A 17,650-nucleotide genomic window follows, 5' to 3' on the forward strand; every position below is an offset into this window, starting at 1 on the left:
GTCAGGCGGCCGTGTCCCAGGCCGGGAACGGATCGGGCAGGTCGCGGTAGAGCTGCGGCCGGAAGCGGGTGACCCCGACCGGTCCGACAAGGCAGGCGTCGAGATCCGCCCGGATCGCGGCCTCGTCGAGACCCATGCCGATGATGACGAGCTCCTGGCGCCGGTCGCCCCAGACGGCGCTCCAGTGCCGGTTCAAGAGACGGCGCCACTCGGGGTGGTCCGGCCAGTGCCGGCGCGGGATCGCCGCCCACCAGCGGCCCATCAGCCCGGTGCGGACGATCGCCCCGGCGAGCGAGAACTCCCCCACGAGGTCCGGTCGCGTGGCGAGCCAGAAATGGCCCTTGGCGCGGATCAGCCCCGGCCAGGTCCGCCGCAGGAAACGGTCGAAGGCCTCCGGATGAAACGGCCGGCGCGCCCGGTAGACGAAGGAGCCGATGCCGTATTCCTCGGTCTCCGGGGTGTGGGTCTCCGGCGCGTGGAGCTGCCGGAACCAGAGGGCGTGGCGCTCCGCCCGCTCCTCGCTGAACGCGCCGGTGTCGAGGACAGCGTCCAGCGGCACGCGGCCGTGGGCGGCGGTGAGGATCCTCGCATCGGCGTTGAGCCCGCGGATCACCGCGAGCACCTGCGTCAGCTGCGCGTCGCCGACGTCCTCGGCCTTGTTCACCACGACGACGTCCGCGAACTCGATCTGCTCGACCAGCAGATCGACCAGGGTGCGGGCGTCCTCCGGCCCCGCCGCGTCGCCGCGCTCGCGCAGGAACTCGTGGGAGCCGTAATCGCGCAGCAGGTTCACCGCGTCCACGACGGTGACCATCGTGTCGAGCCGCGCGACGTCCGACAGGCTCGCCCCGGCCTCGTCCCGGAACGAGAAGGTGCTCGCCACGGGGAGCGGCTCGGCGATCCCGGTGCTCTCGATCAGCAGGTAGTCGAAGCGACCCTCCTCGGCGAGGCGGCGCACCTCCCGCAGCAGGTCCTCGCGCAGGGTGCAGCAGATGCAGCCGTTCGTCATCTCGACCTGCGTCTCCTCGGTCCGCGACAGGCCGGAAGCGGCGCGCACGAGATCGGCGTCGATGTTCACCTCGCTCATGTCGTTGACGATCACGGCGACGCGCCGGCCCTCCCGGTTGTTCAGCACGTGGTTGAGGAGCGTGGTCTTGCCCGCGCCGAGGAAGCCGGACAGCACGGTGACGGGGAGGCGGGGGACGGAGCGGGCGACATCGGCATACCGTACGTTATAACGTTACGACGATCGGCATGAAGCGGCGGCGCGGTCCCGCTGTCAAGCGGCCGGCTCACGAGCGGAAGATGCGGCTGTACTGCGTCTCGTGCCGGAAGCTGCCGAGGTCGAGGCGCAGGGTCGCGGCGCCGAGCGCGTCGAGGGGCGCCCCCTCGGCCTCCGCCGCCAGGGCCGCGACCAGGGGGCTCAGGGCCGCGACGACCCGGGTGCCGGCGCTCTGGCCGACCGGCGCCAGCCGCAACGCCGCCGAGACCTGGTTCTGCAGGAAGGCCGACAGGTAGCCGGTGACGAGGCTGCGCCGGGCGATCCGGTGCGCCCCGGCCGCGAGCCCGACCGCGACCGGGTAGGCGACCGGGCCCGGCAGGCGGGTGGCGAGCGCCTCCAGCCCAGGCGCCGGCCAGGCCGCCACGGTGGCGTCGAGGAAGGAGCGGCCCTGCTGGCTGGTTTCCAGGTGCAGCTCGCGCGAGGGCGCCAGCGCGAGCGCGAGGTCGTTCAGGGCCTCGGCCGCCCGCGGATCGCCCGCGAGGCCCGCCCCGTGCGCGTGCGCCGCCAGGATCGCGTCGTTGCGGGCGGCCCCGTGGCTCAGCACATCGGCGAGCCATGCGCCGAGGCTCGCCTCGTCGCGCACGTCGCCCGCCTCCGCCGCCCATTCGAGGCCGTGCGAATAGGCGTAGGCGCCGACCGGATAGCCGGGCGAGAGCCAGGACAGCAGCAGCAGCGCGTCGCGGGCGGCCCCGTCCTGGGCGGCCCCGTCCTGGGCCGCCTCAGCCTGGGCCGCCTCGGCCTCGCCCGGGTCCGCCTCATCCATGGGCGTGGTCGTGAGGGTGGCCGTGGGAGTGGCCCCCCGCATAGGCGCCGCCCTCGGGCCGGAACGGCCGCACCACCGGGGTCGCGGTGCCGCCGAGGCCCTCGACCATGGCGGCCAGTACGTGATCCTCGGCGATGAACACCGCGTCCTCGCCGATCTCGGCCGGGATGTGCCGGTTGCCGATGTGCCAGATCAGGCGCGCGAGGGCGCGGGGCGAGGCGCCCCGGATCTCGAGGAGCCGCTCCGGCGCCGCCTCGACCCAGACCAGCCGCCCGTCCTCCAGGCGCAGCGCGTCGCCGTCCTCCAGCACGGTCGCCTCGGGGAGGTCGAGCAGGAAGGCGAGGCCGCCGAGTCCGCGCAGCGCGACGCGGCGCCGGTGCCGCTCGCCGTGGTCGAGGACGATGCGGTCGACGATCTCGCCGGAGCAGAGCGCGTCCCGGCGCACCACGCGGGTCGCGCGGGGGAGGGAGGTGGGGTGGGACACGGGGCTTCATCCTGGGATCCCGCGCCACCGGGCGCGGGCGGGTTCGCGCCCCTTATACCCAAGTTCCGTGCCGGACGCCTCAGGCCGCCCGGCGGTAGCGCCGCTCCGCGAAATCCTCGTGCGCGATCTCCGGGTGGCGGCCCGTGATCAGGTCGGCGAGCATCCGGCCCGAGCCGCAGGCCATGGTCCAGCCGAGCGTCCCGTGCCCCGTATTGGTGTAGAGATTCCCGTAGGCCGTGGCGCCGACGATCGGGGTCCCGTCCGGGGTCATCGGGCGCAGGCCCGTCCAGAACGTCGCCCGGGAGAGGTCGCCGCCCGCCGGGAACAGGTCCGTCAGCGAGCGCTCCAGGGTCGCGCGGCGGGGCCCCCGCAGCGCCTGGCTGAACCCCGCCAGTTCCGCCGTGCCGCCGACCCGGATCCGGTCGCCGAGCCGCGTGATCGCGACCTTGTAGGTCTCGTCCATGACGGTCGAGACCGGGGCCGAGCCCTCGTCCGTCACCGGCAGGGTGAGCGAGTAGCCCTTGACCGGATAGACCGGCAGCGACAGGCCGAGGGGGCGCAGGAGCGCGGGCGTGTAGCTGCCCATGGCGGCCACGTAGGCCTCCGCCCGCAGCACCTCGCCGGTGGCGGTCTCGACGCCGGTGACGCGCCCGGCCTCGTGGTGCAGCCGCGCCACCGCGACCCCGAAGCGGAAGCGCACGCCGCGGTCCGCGCAGAGGGCGGCGAGGCGCTGCGTGAAGAGGTGCGCGTCGCCGGTCTCGTCGCCGGGCAGGCGCAGACCCCCGACGAACGTGTCCCTCACCCGCGCGAGCGCGGGCTCGGCGGCGATGCAGCCCTCCGGATCCAGCACCTCGTAGGCGACCCCGTAGGCGTCGAGGACGCGGGTGTCGTCGCCGACATGGTCGAGCTGCTTGCGGGTGCGGAAGAGCTGGAGCGTGCCCTTCTCGCGGTGGTCGTAGGCGATGCCGGTCTCCCCGCGCAGGTCGCGAAGGGCGTCGCGGCTGAACTCGGCGAGGCGGACCATGCGGCCCTTGTTGCGCTGATAGGCCTCCTGCGTGCAATTGGCGAGCATCCGGGCGAGCCAGCCGTAGAGGCGCGGCTCGAGCTGCGGCCAGAGCACCAGCGGCCGGTGGCGCATCATCAGCCACTTCATGGCCTTGAGCGGGATGCCGGGGGCCGCCCAGGGGGCCGAGTAGCCGGGCGAGACCTGGCCCGCATTGGCAAAGCTGGTCTCCAGCCCCGCGCCGGGCTGGCGGTCGAGCACCGTGACCTCGTGCCCGGCCCGGGCGAGGTAATAGGCCGAGGTCACACCCACAACGCCGCCACCCAGGACGAGAACGCGCATCGCACGGCCCCCAAACGTTCGGAACGAGCAGGGCGCCAGTCTCGCGCAAGGATCGTCGAATGTCCCGCCTGACAGGCGCAGGATCTGCGGTACGATGGCCTCACACGCAATCTCCTGGCGCGACGCGAGAGAATCTGCCGATGGTGCGGGACGAGGTCGATGCGCGCATCCTGCGCGTCCTGCGCGGCGACGGCCGCATCAGCAACGCGGACCTCGCCGCCTCGGTCGGGCTGTCGCCCTCCGCCACGCTGCGGCGGCTGCGGCTCCTGGAGCGCAGCGGCGTCATCCGCGGCTACACGGCGCTGATCGACGAGCCGGACGCCGCCGCGCCGCTCGTGGTGCTGACGCAGATCACCCTCGACCGGCAGACGGAGGAGTTCCTCAACCGCTTCGAGGCGGCGGTGCGCCGCTGCCCGGAGGTGCGCGAGTGCTACCTGATGACGGGCCTCGCCGATTACCTGATGCGGATCGAGGTGCGGGACGCGGGCGATTACGAGCGCCTGCACAAGGAGGTGCTCTCCCGCCTGCCCGGCGTCGCGCGCATCCAGTCGAGCTTCGCGATCCGCACGGTGGTCCGCGGCCCGCGCTGAGGCTGGTCCCGGTACGGTCCTTGCTGCGGCACCCCGGCTGCAGGATCCTGCAGTCAGGATCCTGCGGCCCGGGCCGCCGGGGGGCGCGATGGTGGATCTGAGGAGCCTCGAAGTCTTCTACTGGACGGCGACGTTGTGCAGCTTCCGCCAAGCGGCCGAGCGGCTCAACACGACCCAGCCCGCCGTGTCGCAGCGGATCGCGGCCCTGGAGGAGACCTTCGGCGTCAGATTGTTCGAGCGGCGGGCGCGCTCCGTCTGCCTCACCGCCAAGGGGCGGGACCTCCTGGTCTACGCCGAGCGCTTCCTGCGCCTGCGCACCGAGATGATGGGCGCCATCGCGAGCCCCGAGACCATGCGGGGCGTGCTGCGGCTCGGGGTCTCCGAGACCATCGTGCACACGTGGCTGATGCGCTTCATCGAGGCGATGAGCCAGGCCTATCCGGGCGTGACGGTGGATCTCTCGGTCGACATCTCGCCCAACATGCGCGACGCGCTGATCCGCCGCGAACTCGACCTCGACTTCCTGGTCGGGCCGATCACCATGCCGAGCCTCGTCAACCTGCCACTCTGCCGCTACGCGGTGGCCTGGATCGCCGCGCCGCAGCTCGATCTCGGCGAGGGCGAGGTGGCGCTCACCGACCTCGTGCGCCACCCGATCATCACCTACCCGAAGAACACCAACCCCTACGTCCAGCTCCACGACCTGCTGGCGCGCTCGAACCTGCCGCCGCCGCGGCTCTACAGCAACGCCTCGCTCTCCACGATCGTGCGCATGACGCTCGAAGGCATCGGCATCTGTGTGATCCCGCCCGACATCGTCCGGCGCGAGATCGAGAGCGGGCAGCTGCGGGTGCTCAACACCCAGGCGCGCCTGCCCGACATCGACTTCACGGCCACCTACGCCAACACCCCGGATTGCGGCCTCGCCGCGCCCGCCGCCCGCCTCGCCTGCGCGGTGGCGGCGGGGATCGCCGTGGAATAAGCTCCGCTTATCGATTTCGATGCGAAATCGCGATTGGCACTTAACCGCACAGAATGTGACCATGCCGCATTCCTGGGCATAGGGGTGCCCGGGCAGAGGGAGTGCCGCCACCGATGACGTTCCTCCGGAACCCGGCCGACCGCGCCCGCCTGACCGGCCACGAGGCCCGGCTCGCCTGCCGCCGCGGCGAGATCGTCGGCAGCACGGCCGGTCTCGCGCACGGCTACGTGCAGGCCAACCTCGCGGTCCTGCCCAAGGACCTCGCCACCGACTTCCTGCTCTTCGCGCAGCGCAACCCGAAGCCCTGCCCGATCATCGGCGTCTCGGCGCCCGGCGACCGGCGCATCCCGGAACTCGGCGAGGATCTCGACATCGCCACCGACGTCTCGGGCTACCGGGTCTGGCGGCACGGCGAGATGGTGGAGGAGCGCCTCGACGTCGCGGATCTCTGGCGCGACGACCTCGTGGCCTTCGCGATCGGCTGCTCCTTCTCGTTCGAGGCCGCGATGGTCGAGGACGGCCTGCCCCTGCGCCACGTCGAGATGGGCGTGCGGGTGCCGATGTACCGCACCACCGTCCCGTGCCGGCCGGCCGGCCCCTTCGCCGGCCCGATGGTGGTCTCGATGCGCCCGCTGACCCCCGCCCAGGCGATCCGCGCGGTGCAGATCACCTCGCGCTTCCCCGCCGTGCACGGGGCGCCGGTCCATCTCGGCCTGCCGGAGGCGATCGGCATCCGCGACCTCGGCCGGCCCGATTACGGCGACCCGGTCCGGGTCGCGCCGGACGAGATCCCGGTCTTCTGGGCCTGCGGCGTCACCCCGCAATCGGTGATCGCCGCCTCGAAACCGTCCTTCGCGATCACGCACGCGCCGGGCGCGATGCTCGTCACCGACCGCCGCAACAGCGAGTTCGCGGTGCTCTGACCCTGTCCCACTCACACCCTGGAGGCACGCGCATGATTCGTCGTCGGGATCTACTGGTCGGGGGCGCGGGCGCCCTGGCCCTCTCCGGGATGGGCGCGGCGCCCGCCCGCGCCGCGGACGAGGTCGTCGTCGGCGTCCTCTACGCGATGTCGGGAGCGAGCGCGCAGGTGGGCGTGGATGCCCGCCACGCCATCGAGACCGCCCTCGACATCGTCAACCAGAACCACGACCTCGACCTGCCGCTCGCCCGCGGCACCGGCCTGCCGGGGCTCGGCGGCGCCAGGATCCGCCTCGTCTTCGCCGACCACCAGGCCGATCCCCAGAAGGGCCGCGCCGAGGCCGAGCGCCTGATCACCCAGGACAAGGTCGCGGCCCTGGTCGGCTGCTACCAGTCGGCGGTCTCCGCCACGGTCTCGGCCACGGCCGAGCGCTACGGCGTGCCCTTCGTCTGCGCGGATTCCTCCTCGCCCAGCCTGCATCGCAAGAACCTGAAGTACTTCTTCCGTCCGGCCGCCCACGACGAGATGTTCTCGGCCGCGATGTTCGATTTCCTGGACGCGATGCGCAAGAAGGGCCAGAAGATCGACTCGGTCGCGCTGTTCTTCGAGGACACGATCTACGGGGTCGATTCCTCGACCGTGCAGCGCAAGCTGGCCGGCGAGCGCGGCTACAAGGTGGCCGCGGATGTCAAGTACAAGACCAACTCGCCCTCCCTGACCGCCGAAGTGCAGCAGCTCAAGAGCGCCAACGCCGACGTGCTGCTGCCGACGAGCTACACGACCGACGCGATCCTGCTCACCAAGACCATGGCGGAACTCGGCTACAAGCCGAAGAGCATGATCGCGCAGGCGGCGGGTTTCGCCGAGAAGGTCACCTACGACACGGTCGGAGACAAGCTCCAGGGCCTGATCTCGCGGGGCAGCTTCTCCCTCGACCTCGCGGCCAAGCGCCCCTCGGTCGGGGCCGTGAACGACCTCTACCGGGCGCGGGCGAACCGCGACCTCAACGACAATTCCTCGCGCCAGTTCATGGCGATGCTGGTGCTGGCGGAGGCCCTGAACCGCGCCGGGTCGACCGACGGCCAGAAGATCCGCGCCGCGCTGGCGGCCACCGATATCCCGGGCACCCAGACCATCATGCCCTGGAAGCGGGTCGCCTTCGGGCCGGACGGCCAGAACACCGATGCAGATCCGGTGCTGCTGCAATGGGTCGGCACGAAGTTCGTCACGGTCTTCCCCGAGCAGGCCGCCGTCGCCCCCGCGCTCTGGCCGATGAACGCGTGATCCGGCCCGCCCGGGGATGACGGGCGGGCGCGCCCCTCCCGCGGGGGAGGGGCGGCCGCCCGCGCGAGCGGGAGCCCCCGGACCCGATCGCAGAGGAGATCCCGATGACCACCCAAGCGCTCGCGCAGGTGCTGGCGAGCGGCCTCTTGATGGGCCTGATCTACGCCCTGATCGCGGTCGGCCTGTCGCTGATCTTCGGCCTCATGGACGTGGTGAACTTCGCCCACGGCGAGTTCCTGATGCTGGCCATGTACGCGACCTTCGGGCTCGTGCTCCTGACGCACCTCGATCCCGTGGTGCTGATGCCGCTGGTGGCGGCCCTGCTCTTCGTGCTCGGGGCGGCCGCCTATCTGGGCGTCGTGCGCTTCGCCATGCGGGCCAAGGCCAACCAGGGCATGGTGCAGATCTTCGCGACCTTCGGGCTCGCCATCCTGCTCCAGGGCGCCGCGCAGTACCTGTTCACGCCCGATTACCGCAATGTCCAGAACACGTGGCTCGGCGGGCGCACCCTCGACCTCGGCGGCGTCTTCCTGCCCTGGCCGCAGATCTTCGGCGCCGTGGTCTCGCTCGCCGCCTTCGGGGGGCTGCACCTCCTGATGAGCCGGACCGATTTCGGGCGCGCGCTCGAAGCCACCCGCGAGGACCAGGGCGCCGTCGCCCTGGTGGGGATCGACCGCACCCGGGTCTTCGCCCTCGGCTGGGGCCTCGGGGCCGCCCTGGTCGGCCTCGCCGGGGCGGTGCTGGCGGTGTTCTACTACATCCACCCCCAGGTCGGGGCGAGCTTCGCGCTGATCGCCTACGTCACGGTGGCGCTCGGCGGCTTCGGCAGCGTCGCGGGCGCCCTGGTGGCCGGCATCGTGGTCGGCCTCGTCGAGGCCTTCACGGCCGTTATCCTGCCGCCCTCCCTCAAGTCGGTCGGCGTCTACGCCCTCTACCTCGCGGTCGTGTTCGTGCGCCCGCAGGGCCTGTTCGGGAGGCTCTGATGAGTTCGACCACCCTCGCGCCCGTCGCGGCCGCCGCGCGCGCCCCGGACGGCCACGCCGCCCGGCGCCGCCGCACGCTCCTCGTCGGGCTCGCGGTCCTCGCCGCGCTCGCCGCCCTGCCCTACGGCATCAGGGACGTCTACCTGCAGAACGTCCTGATCCTCACCCTGATGTACGCGGCCCTGGCGCAGAGCTGGAACATCCTGGGCGGCTATTGCGGCCAGATCTCGCTCGGCCACGCGCTCTATTTCGGAATCGGCGCCTACTTCACCAGCGTGCTGTTTGTGACCTACGGCCTGCTGCCCTGGGCCGGCATGCTGGCGGGGGGCGTCGCCTCGGCGCTGGTGGCGCTGCTCCTCGGCTATCCGTGCTTCCGCCTCGCCGGCCACTACTTCTCGATCGCCACCATCGTGATCGCCGAGATCGGCCTCCTCCTCGTGCACAACTGGGACTTCGTCGGCGGCGCCATGGGCATCCAGTGGCCCTTCAACCCGGATTCCTGGTGGAGCCTGCAATTCGCCCGCGACAAGGTCCCGTACGCCCATTTCGCGCTGGGCCTGCTCGCGGCGGTCTGGCTCGTCACCTACCTGATCGAGGGATCCCGCTGGGGCTATTGGTGGCGGGCCGTGAAGGACGACGCGGAGGCGGCGCGCAGCCTCGGCGTCGAGGTCTTCCGCTCGAAGATGGCCGCCGCCGCGGTCTCGGCCTTCTTCACGGCGGTCGGCGGCGGCTTCTACGCGGCCTACGTCTCCTACATCGACCCGGAGAGCGTGATGAGCTTCCGCTTCTCCCTGCTCTTCGCGCTGCCGGCCGTGCTCGGCGGGATCGGCACGCTCTGGGGGCCGCTCGTCGGGGCGGCGATCCTGATCCCGCTCACCGAGATCAGCCGCTCCTACCTGGGCGGCTCCGGCAACGGCCTCGACCTGATGCTCTACGGGGCGCTGGTGATGGTGGTCGCCCTCGCCCGGCCCGAGGGGGTGCTGAGCCTGTTCGCCCGCAGCCGCGCGGCCCGCAACCAGGAGGCGACGCCGTGAGCGAGACCCCGATCCTCCAGGCCGACCACGTGACCCTTCGCTTCGGCGGCCACGTCGCCAACGACGACGTCTGCCTCGACGTGCGCCGGGGCGAGATCCTCGGACTGATCGGGCCGAACGGCGCCGGCAAGTCGACCCTGTTCAACCTGATCTCGGGCGTCTACCGGCCGACGCGCGGGCGCATCCTGTTCGAGGGGCGCGACATCACCGGCCTGCCGGCGCCCGAGCGCTGCCGGGCGGGCATCGCCCGCACCTTCCAGGTCCCGCGCTCCTTCGACTCCATGAACGTCGTCGAGAACGTGACGGTGGGCAGCCTCGTGCGCCGCGCCCGCGCCGCCGAGGCCCGCGCGGCGGCGCTCGCCACCCTGGAGACGGTCGGCCTCGCCCACCGGGCCGAGGCGGTGGCGGGGGAACTCACCCCGCCCGAGAAGCGCCGGCTGGAGGTCGCCCGGGCGCTGGCCACGGAGCCGCGGCTCCTCCTCCTCGACGAGGTGCTGACCGGCCTCACCCCGAGCGAGGCCAAGGCCGGGGTCGAGCTGATCCGCCGCGTGGCCGAGCGCGGCATCACCGTGATCATGGTCGAGCACGTCATGGAGGTGGTGATGCCCCTCGTCGACCGCGCCGTCGTGCTGCATCTCGGCCGGGTGCTGGCGGAGGGGCCGCCCCGGGCGGTCGTGCGCGACGAGGCCGTGATCGGCGCCTATCTGGGGGATCGCCACCGTGCTGCTTGAGGTCCGCTCCCTCTCGACGGCCTATCAGGGCCTGCTCGCCCTCCAGGACGTGTCCCTGGAGGTGGCCAGGGGCGAGATCGTCGTGGTCGCGGGCGCCAACGGGGCCGGCAAGTCGACCCTGCTGAAGTCGATCGCCGGCATGGAGCGCCCGCGCGCGGGCGAGGTGCTGTTCGACGGGGCGCGCCTCGACGGGTTGCCGGGCCACCTGATCACCGCCCGCGGCGTCGCCTACGTGCCGGAGAACAAGCGCCTGTTCCCGCGCCTCTCGGTCGCCGACAACCTCCGGCTCGGGCGCTACCTCTACCGGGGCCAGCCCGACGCGGACGGGCCCCTGGAGCGGGTCTTCGCCCTGTTCCCGCGCCTGAAGGAGCGGCTGCCGCAGCGGGCCGGCACCCTGTCGGGGGGCGAGCAGCAGATGCTGGCGATCGGCCGCGCCCTGATGACCCGGCCGCGGCTCCTGATGCTGGACGAGCCCTCGCAGGGGATCATGCCGAAGCTCGTGGACGAGATCTTCTCCGCCGTGGAGACGATCCGGGCCGACGGGATGACGATCCTGCTGGTCGAGCAGCGGCTCGCCGAATCGCTCGCGATCGCGGACCGGGCCTACGTGCTCCAGACCGGCCGCCTGATCCTCTCCGGCCCCGCCGCGACCCTGCGCGACGATCCGGAGGTGCGGCGGGCCTATCTGGGGATCTGAGGTGGCGGGCGCGCCGCGCCGGCTTCGGCAAGGCCCGACCTCGGCGGAGGACGCGCGGCCGCAGCCGCGGCGCGGGCGGCGCCGTCGCGGCCTCACAATCGGGAGGCGAGGGCCGGTGCTCCAGTATACGGTCGGTTGTCCCTGGGCCGGGCACCGGCTCGGAGTCGAACCCGACGGCCGGCAGCACGGTTGGCACGAGGTATCCGACGCGGGACGGACCGAGGAGATCGAGCGATGCGGCGACGCGATCCTGCGGTTTCGCAACGAGGTTCCGAGGGACCCCGACGCGGTGCTCCGGCGCAGCGTCGGATCCGCGGGCCCCGCCGCTTGAGGCACGGGGATCCCCTCTCCGGTGCGGGGCAGGGGTGAGGGGCCCGGACCGGACGGCCGGCGGGTTGAAGCGGCGGTGCCGGCCACGGCACGCCTTCCTCCTCATGCTCAACCACCTCGGCCCTCACCCCTGCCCCGCACCGGAGAGGGGATCCCCGCGCACCGGCGGGGCCCGCGGAAGGAGACGGACGATCCCATGCCCACCATCGACCTCAACTCCGATCTCGGCGAAGGCTTCGGCGATTACCGCTGCGGGGACGATGCCGCGATGCTCGCCATCGTCACCTCGGCGAACGTCGCCTGCGGGATGCACGCGGGCGACCCGCAGATCATGGCGCGCACCTTCGCGCTCGCGGCGGAGAACGGCGTCGCCGTCGGGGCGCATCCCGGCTTCCCGGACCTCTGGGGCTTCGGCCGGCGCGTCCTGCCCTACAGCCCGGCCGAGATCGAGCGGATCGTCGCCTACCAGGTCGGCGCCGCCCAGGCCCTCGCCGCCTATGCGGGCCACCGCGTCACCTACGTGAAGACCCACGGGGCGCTCGCCAACCACGCCGCGGCCCACGAGGAGGTGGCGCGCGCCATCGCCCGCGCCGTGCGCGCCGTCGACCGCGACCTCGCGCTCCTCGCCATCGCGCTCACCGCCCAGGTCCGGGCCGGCGAGGCCCTCGGCCTCGAGATCCACCAGGAGATCTTCGCCGATCGCGGCTACACCGAGGAGGGCCAGCTCATCCCCCGCGGTCAGCCCGGCGCCCTGATCGAGGAGCCGCGGGAGGCCGCCGCCCGCGTCGCCGCCATGGTGGAGGAGGGCGCGATCATCGCCGCCTCCGGCAAGCGCCTGCAGACCCCGATCCGCTCGATCTGCGTCCACGGCGATTCCCCGAACGCCGTCGCCACCGCCCGGGCGGTGCGGGCGACGCTCGAAGCGGCCGGCGTCACCCTCGCGCCGTTCCGGCCGGCGCCGGTCCGGCCCGCACCATGACCGCCCCGCGCCTCCTCGATTCCGGCGAGGCGGCCCTCGTCGCCGAGTTCGGCGACCGGGTCGACCCGGCGATCAGCGACCGGGTGCTCGCCCTCGACGACGCGCTCCGGGCCGACCCGCCCGAGGGCCTGCGCGAGACGGTGCCGACCTACCGCTCGCTGATGATCCACTACGATCCCCTGGTCCTCGACCGAGAGACCCTGGCGGCGCGGGTGCGGGACCTCGCGCAGCAGTGGCCCGGGCAGGTCCGGCACACCGGCGCGGCCTGGATCCTGCCCTGCTGCTACGATCCGGTCTGCGCCGAGGACATCGCGGCGGTGGCGGAGGCGGTCGGGCGCCCGGTGGAGGAGGTGGTGGCGCTCCACAGCGGCGCGCGCTACCGCGTCTACATGTACGGCTTCGCCCCGGGCTTCGCCTATCTGGGCGGATTGCCGCCGGAACTGGCGCTGCCGCGCCGCAAGGCGCCGCGCCCGCCCCACCCGGCCAATGCCCTGATGATCGGCGGCGGCCTCGCGGCGGTGGCGAGCGTGCCGATGCCGACCGGCTGGTACGTGATCGGCCGCACGCCCGAGCGGCTCTACGCGCCCGCCCGCGAGAACCCCTTCCCGGTCGCGGTCGGCGACACGCTGCGCTTCGAGCCCGTCGACGCCGCGACCTTCGCGCGCCTCGACGCGCGGGCGGAGGCGGGGGAGCCGGTCCGGCGCCGGGAGGCCGCATGAGCGCGGGCCTGCGCGTCCTCTCGGCCGGTGCGGGCGCCACCCTGCAGGATGCCGGGCGCCACGGCTACCTGCGCTACGGCATCACCGCGGCCGGGCCGATGGACCCGCTCGCGCACGCCACCGCCAACCGCGCCCTCGACCGGCCCGCCGGTGCGACCGCGATCGAAGTCTCGCTCGCCGGCATCGAGGTGACGGCCGAGGGCGCCCCGCTCGGCGTGGCCCTCGCGGGCGGGGCCTTCCGCGTCAGCCTCGACGGCGAGCCGGTGCCGCCCGCCGCTTCCCTGACGCTGCGCCCCGGCGCCACCCTCGCGCTGCGGGCCGGCCGCGACGGGGCGTGGTGCTACCTCGCGCTCGCCGGCCGGATCGACGTGCCGCCGGTGCTCGGCGCCACCGCGACCCACACCCGCTCGCGGATCGGGGGCTTCGACGGCCGCGCCCTGCGGGCGGGCGACCTGCTGCCGGTGCGCGATCCCCGGCCCGGCCCGGCGGAGATCCACCGCCTCGCCGCCCCCTGGCTCGACCGGCCGCCCGAGGTGATCCGCGTCGTGCCGGGGCCGCAGGACGATTACTTCGCCCCGGACCAGTTCGCCGCCTTCCTGGCCGGTCCCTGGACGGTGACGCCGCGGGGCGACCGCATGGCCTGCTTCCTCGACGGAGCCCCCCTCGTCCACGCGCGCGGCTTCGACATCGTGTCGGACGGCATCGCCATGGGGGCCGTGCAGGTGCCCGGCGAGGGCAGGCCGATCGTCCTGATGGCCGACCGGCAATCCACCGGCGGCTACCCCAAGATCGCGACCGTGATCGGGCCGGATCTCGGCCGCCTCGCCCAGGCCCAGGCCGGCACGCGCCTGCGCTTCCAGGCCGTCTCGGTCGCCGAGGCGGTCGCCGCGCGCCGGGCCGAGGCCGCGGCCCTGGCGCCGCCGGTCGCCCTGGAGCCCCTGGTGCGGACGCGGTTCAGCCCGGAATTCCTGCTCGGGCGCAACCTGATCGGCGGCGTCGTGGATGGGGGGGCCTCGGATGGAGGGGCCTCGGACGGGGGAGCCTCGGATGGGGGAGCCTCGGACGGGGGGGCCTGAGGCAGGGCTGGCATGTCGCTCCCCGCCTTGCCGGGGCGGGCCGCCTCCGGCATCGCTCCGCCGCCGGCGCGCCGCCGGCGGCGGAGCGCCCCATGACGGCTGAGCCAAGCAAGGATTCGACGCTTATCCCCGCGCGGGTCATCGCGCCGAAGCCCTGGACCGGCCCCAGCTTCGTCGAGTTCGTGGCGCTCACCGCCTTCGTGATGGGGCTCACCGCGGTCACCATCGACAGCTTCCTGCCGGCCTTCCCGGCGATCGCCCGCGACTTCGCCCTCACGGACCCGAACCGGCCCCAGCTCCTGGTCTACGTCTACATGCTGGGCTTCGGGCTGGCGCAGATCGCCTACGGGCCGCTCTCGGACTCGGTCGGGCGCCGTCCGGCCCTCATCGGCGGCACCGTGATCTACCTCGCGGGAAGCGTGCTCGCCATGCTGGCGCCGAGCTTCGAACTCCTCCTCCTCGCCCGGGCCGTGCAGGGGGTCGGCGGCGCCGCCGGGCGCATCCTGGCGGTCGCCATCGTGCGCGACCGCTTCGAGGGGCGCGACATGGCCCGGGTCATGTCCTTCTGCATGATGGTGTTCCTGATCGTCCCGATCCTCGCCCCGGCGATGGGCGGCGTCCTCCTGGAGGTCGGGCACTGGCGCCTGATCTTCGGGGCGATGCTGGCCCTCGCGGTGGTGGCGCTGCTCTGGTTCGGCTGGCGCATGCCCGAGACCCTGCACCCGGCCTATCGGCGGTCCCTGCATCTCGGGGCGGTGGCGGGCGGCATCGCCACCGTGGCGGCGACCCGCGCCTCCCTCGGCTACGCCACGGCCTTGGGCCTGCTCACCGGCTGCATCATGGCCTATGTGGGCTCAGCCCAGGCGATCTTCGACACCGGCATCTACCAGCTCGGCCGCCTGTTCCCGGTCGCCTTCGGGCTCATCGCGGGCGCGATGGGCGTCGCCACCCTGATCAACGCCCGGCTCGTGCGCCGCTTCGGCATGCGGCGCCTCTCGCATGGCGGCCTCGTCGGCCTGTGCGGGATGGCGCTGCTGCAGCTCGGCCTGATGCTCGCCTTCGCGGGGCGGCCGCCGCTGCCGCTCCTGATCCTCACCCTCGCCGGCTGCCAGTTCCTGCTCAGCTTCGCCATGCCGAACTTTAACGCGATCGCCATGGAGCCGCAGGCGGCGATCGCCGGCACCGCCTCGTCCTTCATCGGCTTCTACACGACCCTGCTGGCGGCCTTCTGCGGCCTCCTCGTCGGGCAATCCTTCAACGGGACCGTGATCCCGCTCGGCATCGGCTACTGCGTCCTCAGCGGCGCGGCCCTCGCGGTGGTGCTCTGGACGGAGCGCGGCCGCCTGTTCGGATCGGGCGCGATGTCCCACCCGGCCCGCGGCTGAGGCCGGCCCGGGCGGGGCGGCTCAGGGCTGCTCGAAGCGCACGCCGACCTGGTTCGGCTGGCGCCACATCACCCGGCACGGCGCCTTGTCGCGCCGGTACTTCAGCGTGAAGGCTTCCGGCAGCGCGTAGGGGTTGTCGACGATGATCACGGCTCCGGCCTCCGTGATGGATTCCAGGCTGACCGGGATCGACTGCTCCGTCTCGAGGATGATTTGGGCCTTCTTACTGACTAAGGAGGAGGTGAGCATGATCTATCTCTCTTTCGCCAGGATGCGCGCATGACGATAGGTAAGTGATAAGGATCTCAAGTAAACGATGCATGAAAAGCGACCCGCGTGCGCCGCCGCCGGGAGCCGCCGCCCGTTAACGGGCCCTTGAGGCGGGCGGGCGAGAATGGCGCCGGAGAAGCGGGGATCGGCGCATGGCTGGCGAGGGACGCAATCGCGACGGGATCCTGCTCGCCGGGCGCGTGCTGCTCGCCGCGGCGCTGCTCCCGCCCGGGATCGCCCGGGCGCTGAACCCTTCGGGCTTCGCCCTGACGCTCGCCTCGGTCGGCATGCCGGCCCCGCACGCGGTCGCGACCGGCTCGGTCATCGTCACGATCTTCGGGCCGCTCGCCCTCGCCCTCGGCGTGCTGCCGCGCCTGACCGGGTGGACGCTGGCGGCGCACACGCTGGTGATGGGCCTGCTGCTGCACCGGTTCTGGGACTTCACCGGCGCCAGCGCGCTCATCGAGCGGGAGCTCTTCCTCGCGCAGGCGGGCCTCGCGGGCGGCCTCCTGCTCGCGGCGGCGGCCGGGCCCGGGGCGTGGAGCTGGGAGGGCTGGCGGCAGGGGGCCCGCACGGCCCCGCCGCCGGCTCCGGCCGCGAGGAAGCGCGCGGCGCCTCGTCCCAAGGCCGCCCGGGCGGCGGCCTGATCCGGGATCCGGTCGATCGAAGCGGATCCCGGATCCCGAGCCCGCGGCGGCGCGTGAGCCCGCGCGGCGCGTGAGCGAAGCCCCGATCGGCCATGCCGAAGGGACCAAGCGGATCGGGAATGACGGGCGCCCGACGGCGTCGCGCCGGCGCGCGGTCGGGCGATCAGGCGGAGGCCGGCTGAACCAGGCCCTTGCGCTCGCGCACCAGCCGGGCGAGCACTGCCCGGTGGAAGCGCTTCGGCGGAAGCCGTGCCAGGAAGCGCTCCGCGAATTCGCTGACCACCACGTCGGGCCTGACCTTCCGCAGGTATTCGTAGTCGATCCCCGGGGTCCACAGGAAATGGACCTCCCGGAAGGTCTCGGCCAGCATGCCGGTGAGAAAGCCGCTATAGACCTCCCAGCGGAAATGGGAGCACGAATCGCCGAACAGGACGATGCGGCGCGGATCCGCGGCGGGCGAGTCGTTGCTGAAGACGATGTGCGTGCCGAGATGGAGTTCCCCCACCCGGTCCATCGCCTCGAAGTCGCGCACGAGGTCGCTCGCGTAGACCCGCGCCGCGTCCCGCTGCAGCGCGTGCGGCACGAAGCTCTCGAAGCGAAGCGGGGTCAGCTTGTCGCCGAGGTCGCCGCAGAGCGGCTTCTCCGGCAGGGTTCGGTCGAGGCGGAGATCCTCGCGGGGCGCCACGCCGAGGCGCCGGCAGAGCACCTCGTAGGCGATGTAGCAGCCGGCATGCGTCCAGTGGCTGTCCGTGCGGAAGTAGAGCTGCTGCGCGTCCCGCTGCGCCCGCAGCGGCCCGACGAGGTCCACGTAGGCGCCCGCGGCGCCCGACCCCGCCAGCCAGCGGCGCAGGCGGTGCGCCGGGGAGGCCTCGACATCGACGGCGAGCCCCTTGGTCAGGTTGTCGTAGATCGTCAGCTTCTCGGGCACCACGACGTGGAGATAGCGGATCCCGAGGCGGCGGCAGCGATCGGCGCGCTCGACGACGACCCGGCGCCAGCGCCAGTCATGGGCCCAGCTGCGCCAGGAGCGCCTGTACTGGGCGAGGACGTCGTTGTTCCCGCCGACCAGGAACAGCCAGCCGTCCCGCCCCTCGTGCACCATGCCGCCGTCCACGATCGACCCTCCGCCGGGGCTCCCTGGCGCCCC

The 17,650-nt window shown here is 73.0% G+C and carries 20 protein-coding genes; 14 read left to right on the plus strand and 6 right to left on the minus strand.

From position 1 onward, the window contains the following. Position 1: 1 nt before the first annotated feature. From M446_RS10035 to M446_RS10050, 4 genes are all read right to left on the minus strand, one after another. Positions 2-1,183: a GTP-binding protein gene (locus M446_RS10035; RefSeq protein ID WP_012331990.1), complete on the minus strand. Its 1,182-nt coding sequence runs from the start codon at positions 1,181-1,183 to the stop codon at positions 2-4. A 109-nt stretch (positions 1,184-1,292) separates the two neighbouring features. After that, positions 1,293-2,045: an urease accessory protein UreF gene (locus M446_RS10040; protein ID WP_012331991.1), complete on the minus strand. Its 753-nt coding sequence runs from the start codon at positions 2,043-2,045 to the stop codon at positions 1,293-1,295. Next, complete coding sequence (locus M446_RS10045; protein ID WP_012331992.1) at positions 2,038-2,529, minus strand: urease accessory protein UreE; 492 nt, start codon at positions 2,527-2,529, stop codon at positions 2,038-2,040. Before M446_RS10045 ends, M446_RS10040 begins: the two co-directional genes overlap by 8 nt. Positions 2,530-2,608: 79 nt before the next feature. Then, on the minus strand, positions 2,609-3,874 hold the full coding sequence (locus tag M446_RS10050; RefSeq protein WP_012331993.1) for a D-amino acid dehydrogenase: 1,266 nt from the start codon (positions 3,872-3,874) through the stop codon (positions 2,609-2,611). A 140-nt stretch (positions 3,875-4,014) separates the two neighbouring features. Between M446_RS10050 and M446_RS10055 the strand changes: the two genes are divergently transcribed. From M446_RS10055 to M446_RS10115, 13 genes are all read left to right on the plus strand, one after another. Further along, positions 4,015-4,464 carry an Lrp/AsnC family transcriptional regulator gene (locus M446_RS10055; RefSeq protein WP_012331994.1) on the plus strand — a complete coding sequence of 150 codons (450 nt, stop codon included), beginning with the start codon at positions 4,015-4,017 and terminating at the stop codon, positions 4,462-4,464. 88 nt (positions 4,465-4,552) lie between these two features. Continuing rightward, positions 4,553-5,446, plus strand: a complete 894-nt coding sequence (locus M446_RS10060; RefSeq protein WP_012331995.1) for a LysR family transcriptional regulator — start codon at positions 4,553-4,555, stop codon at positions 5,444-5,446. Positions 5,447-5,559: 113 nt separating this feature from the next. Then, a complete protein-coding gene (locus M446_RS10065; protein ID WP_012331996.1) occupies positions 5,560-6,369 on the plus strand; it encodes a putative hydro-lyase in 810 nt (269 codons plus the stop codon). A 32-nt stretch (positions 6,370-6,401) separates the two neighbouring features. Then, on the plus strand, positions 6,402-7,652 hold the full coding sequence (locus M446_RS10070; protein WP_012331997.1) for an ABC transporter substrate-binding protein: 1,251 nt from the start codon (positions 6,402-6,404) through the stop codon (positions 7,650-7,652). A 104-nt stretch (positions 7,653-7,756) separates the two neighbouring features. Continuing rightward, complete coding sequence (locus M446_RS10075; RefSeq protein WP_012331998.1) at positions 7,757-8,635, plus strand: branched-chain amino acid ABC transporter permease; 879 nt, start codon at positions 7,757-7,759, stop codon at positions 8,633-8,635. Beyond that, positions 8,635-9,669 carry a branched-chain amino acid ABC transporter permease gene (locus tag M446_RS10080; RefSeq protein WP_012331999.1) on the plus strand — a complete coding sequence of 345 codons (1,035 nt, stop codon included), beginning with the start codon at positions 8,635-8,637 and terminating at the stop codon, positions 9,667-9,669. Before M446_RS10075 ends, M446_RS10080 begins: the two co-directional genes overlap by 1 nt. Then, the gene (locus M446_RS10085) at positions 9,666-10,400 is read left to right on the plus strand and encodes an ABC transporter ATP-binding protein (RefSeq protein ID WP_012332000.1); all 735 of its coding nucleotides are present in this window, start codon (positions 9,666-9,668) and stop codon (positions 10,398-10,400) included. The genes M446_RS10080 and M446_RS10085 overlap by 4 nt, the downstream gene beginning before the upstream one ends. Then, the gene (locus tag M446_RS10090; RefSeq protein ID WP_043702219.1) at positions 10,393-11,097 is read left to right on the plus strand and encodes an ABC transporter ATP-binding protein; all 705 of its coding nucleotides are present in this window, start codon (positions 10,393-10,395) and stop codon (positions 11,095-11,097) included. The genes M446_RS10085 and M446_RS10090 overlap by 8 nt, the downstream gene beginning before the upstream one ends. Before the next feature lies 1 nt (position 11,098). Continuing rightward, positions 11,099-11,428 carry a DUF559 domain-containing protein gene (locus M446_RS39685; RefSeq protein WP_083784659.1) on the plus strand — a complete coding sequence of 110 codons (330 nt, stop codon included), beginning with the start codon at positions 11,099-11,101 and terminating at the stop codon, positions 11,426-11,428. Between the two features lie 195 nt (positions 11,429-11,623). Next, entirely contained in the window at positions 11,624-12,406 is a 783-nt protein-coding gene (locus M446_RS10100) for a LamB/YcsF family protein (protein ID WP_012332002.1), read from the plus strand. Continuing rightward, a complete protein-coding gene (locus tag M446_RS10105; protein WP_012332003.1) occupies positions 12,403-13,125 on the plus strand; it encodes a 5-oxoprolinase subunit B family protein in 723 nt (240 codons plus the stop codon). Before M446_RS10100 ends, M446_RS10105 begins: the two co-directional genes overlap by 4 nt. Further along, positions 13,122-14,201 carry a biotin-dependent carboxyltransferase family protein gene (locus M446_RS10110; RefSeq protein WP_012332004.1) on the plus strand — a complete coding sequence of 360 codons (1,080 nt, stop codon included), beginning with the start codon at positions 13,122-13,124 and terminating at the stop codon, positions 14,199-14,201. The genes M446_RS10105 and M446_RS10110 overlap by 4 nt, the downstream gene beginning before the upstream one ends. Before the next feature lie 92 nt (positions 14,202-14,293). Continuing rightward, on the plus strand, positions 14,294-15,586 hold the full coding sequence (locus tag M446_RS10115) for a multidrug effflux MFS transporter (protein ID WP_012332005.1): 1,293 nt from the start codon (positions 14,294-14,296) through the stop codon (positions 15,584-15,586). Between the two features lie 21 nt (positions 15,587-15,607). Here M446_RS10115 and M446_RS37045 read toward each other — a convergent pair whose 3' ends face one another. After that, positions 15,608-15,835: a hypothetical protein gene (locus M446_RS37045; protein ID WP_012332006.1), complete on the minus strand. Its 228-nt coding sequence runs from the start codon at positions 15,833-15,835 to the stop codon at positions 15,608-15,610. A gap of 173 nt (positions 15,836-16,008) precedes the next feature. Here M446_RS37045 and M446_RS10125 point away from each other — a divergent pair, with 173 nt between their 5' ends. Continuing rightward, entirely contained in the window at positions 16,009-16,503 is a 495-nt protein-coding gene (locus M446_RS10125; protein WP_012332007.1) for a DoxX family protein, read from the plus strand. A 163-nt stretch (positions 16,504-16,666) separates the two neighbouring features. Here the strand turns inward: M446_RS10125 and M446_RS10130 are convergent, their stop codons facing one another. Then, a complete protein-coding gene (locus M446_RS10130) occupies positions 16,667-17,617 on the minus strand; it encodes an alginate O-acetyltransferase AlgX-related protein (RefSeq protein ID WP_012332008.1) in 951 nt (316 codons plus the stop codon). Between the last annotated feature and the right edge of the window lie 33 nt (positions 17,618-17,650).

This window comes from Methylobacterium sp. 4-46 (genome assembly GCF_000019365.1).
Classification (GTDB): domain Bacteria; phylum Pseudomonadota; class Alphaproteobacteria; order Rhizobiales; family Beijerinckiaceae; genus Methylobacterium.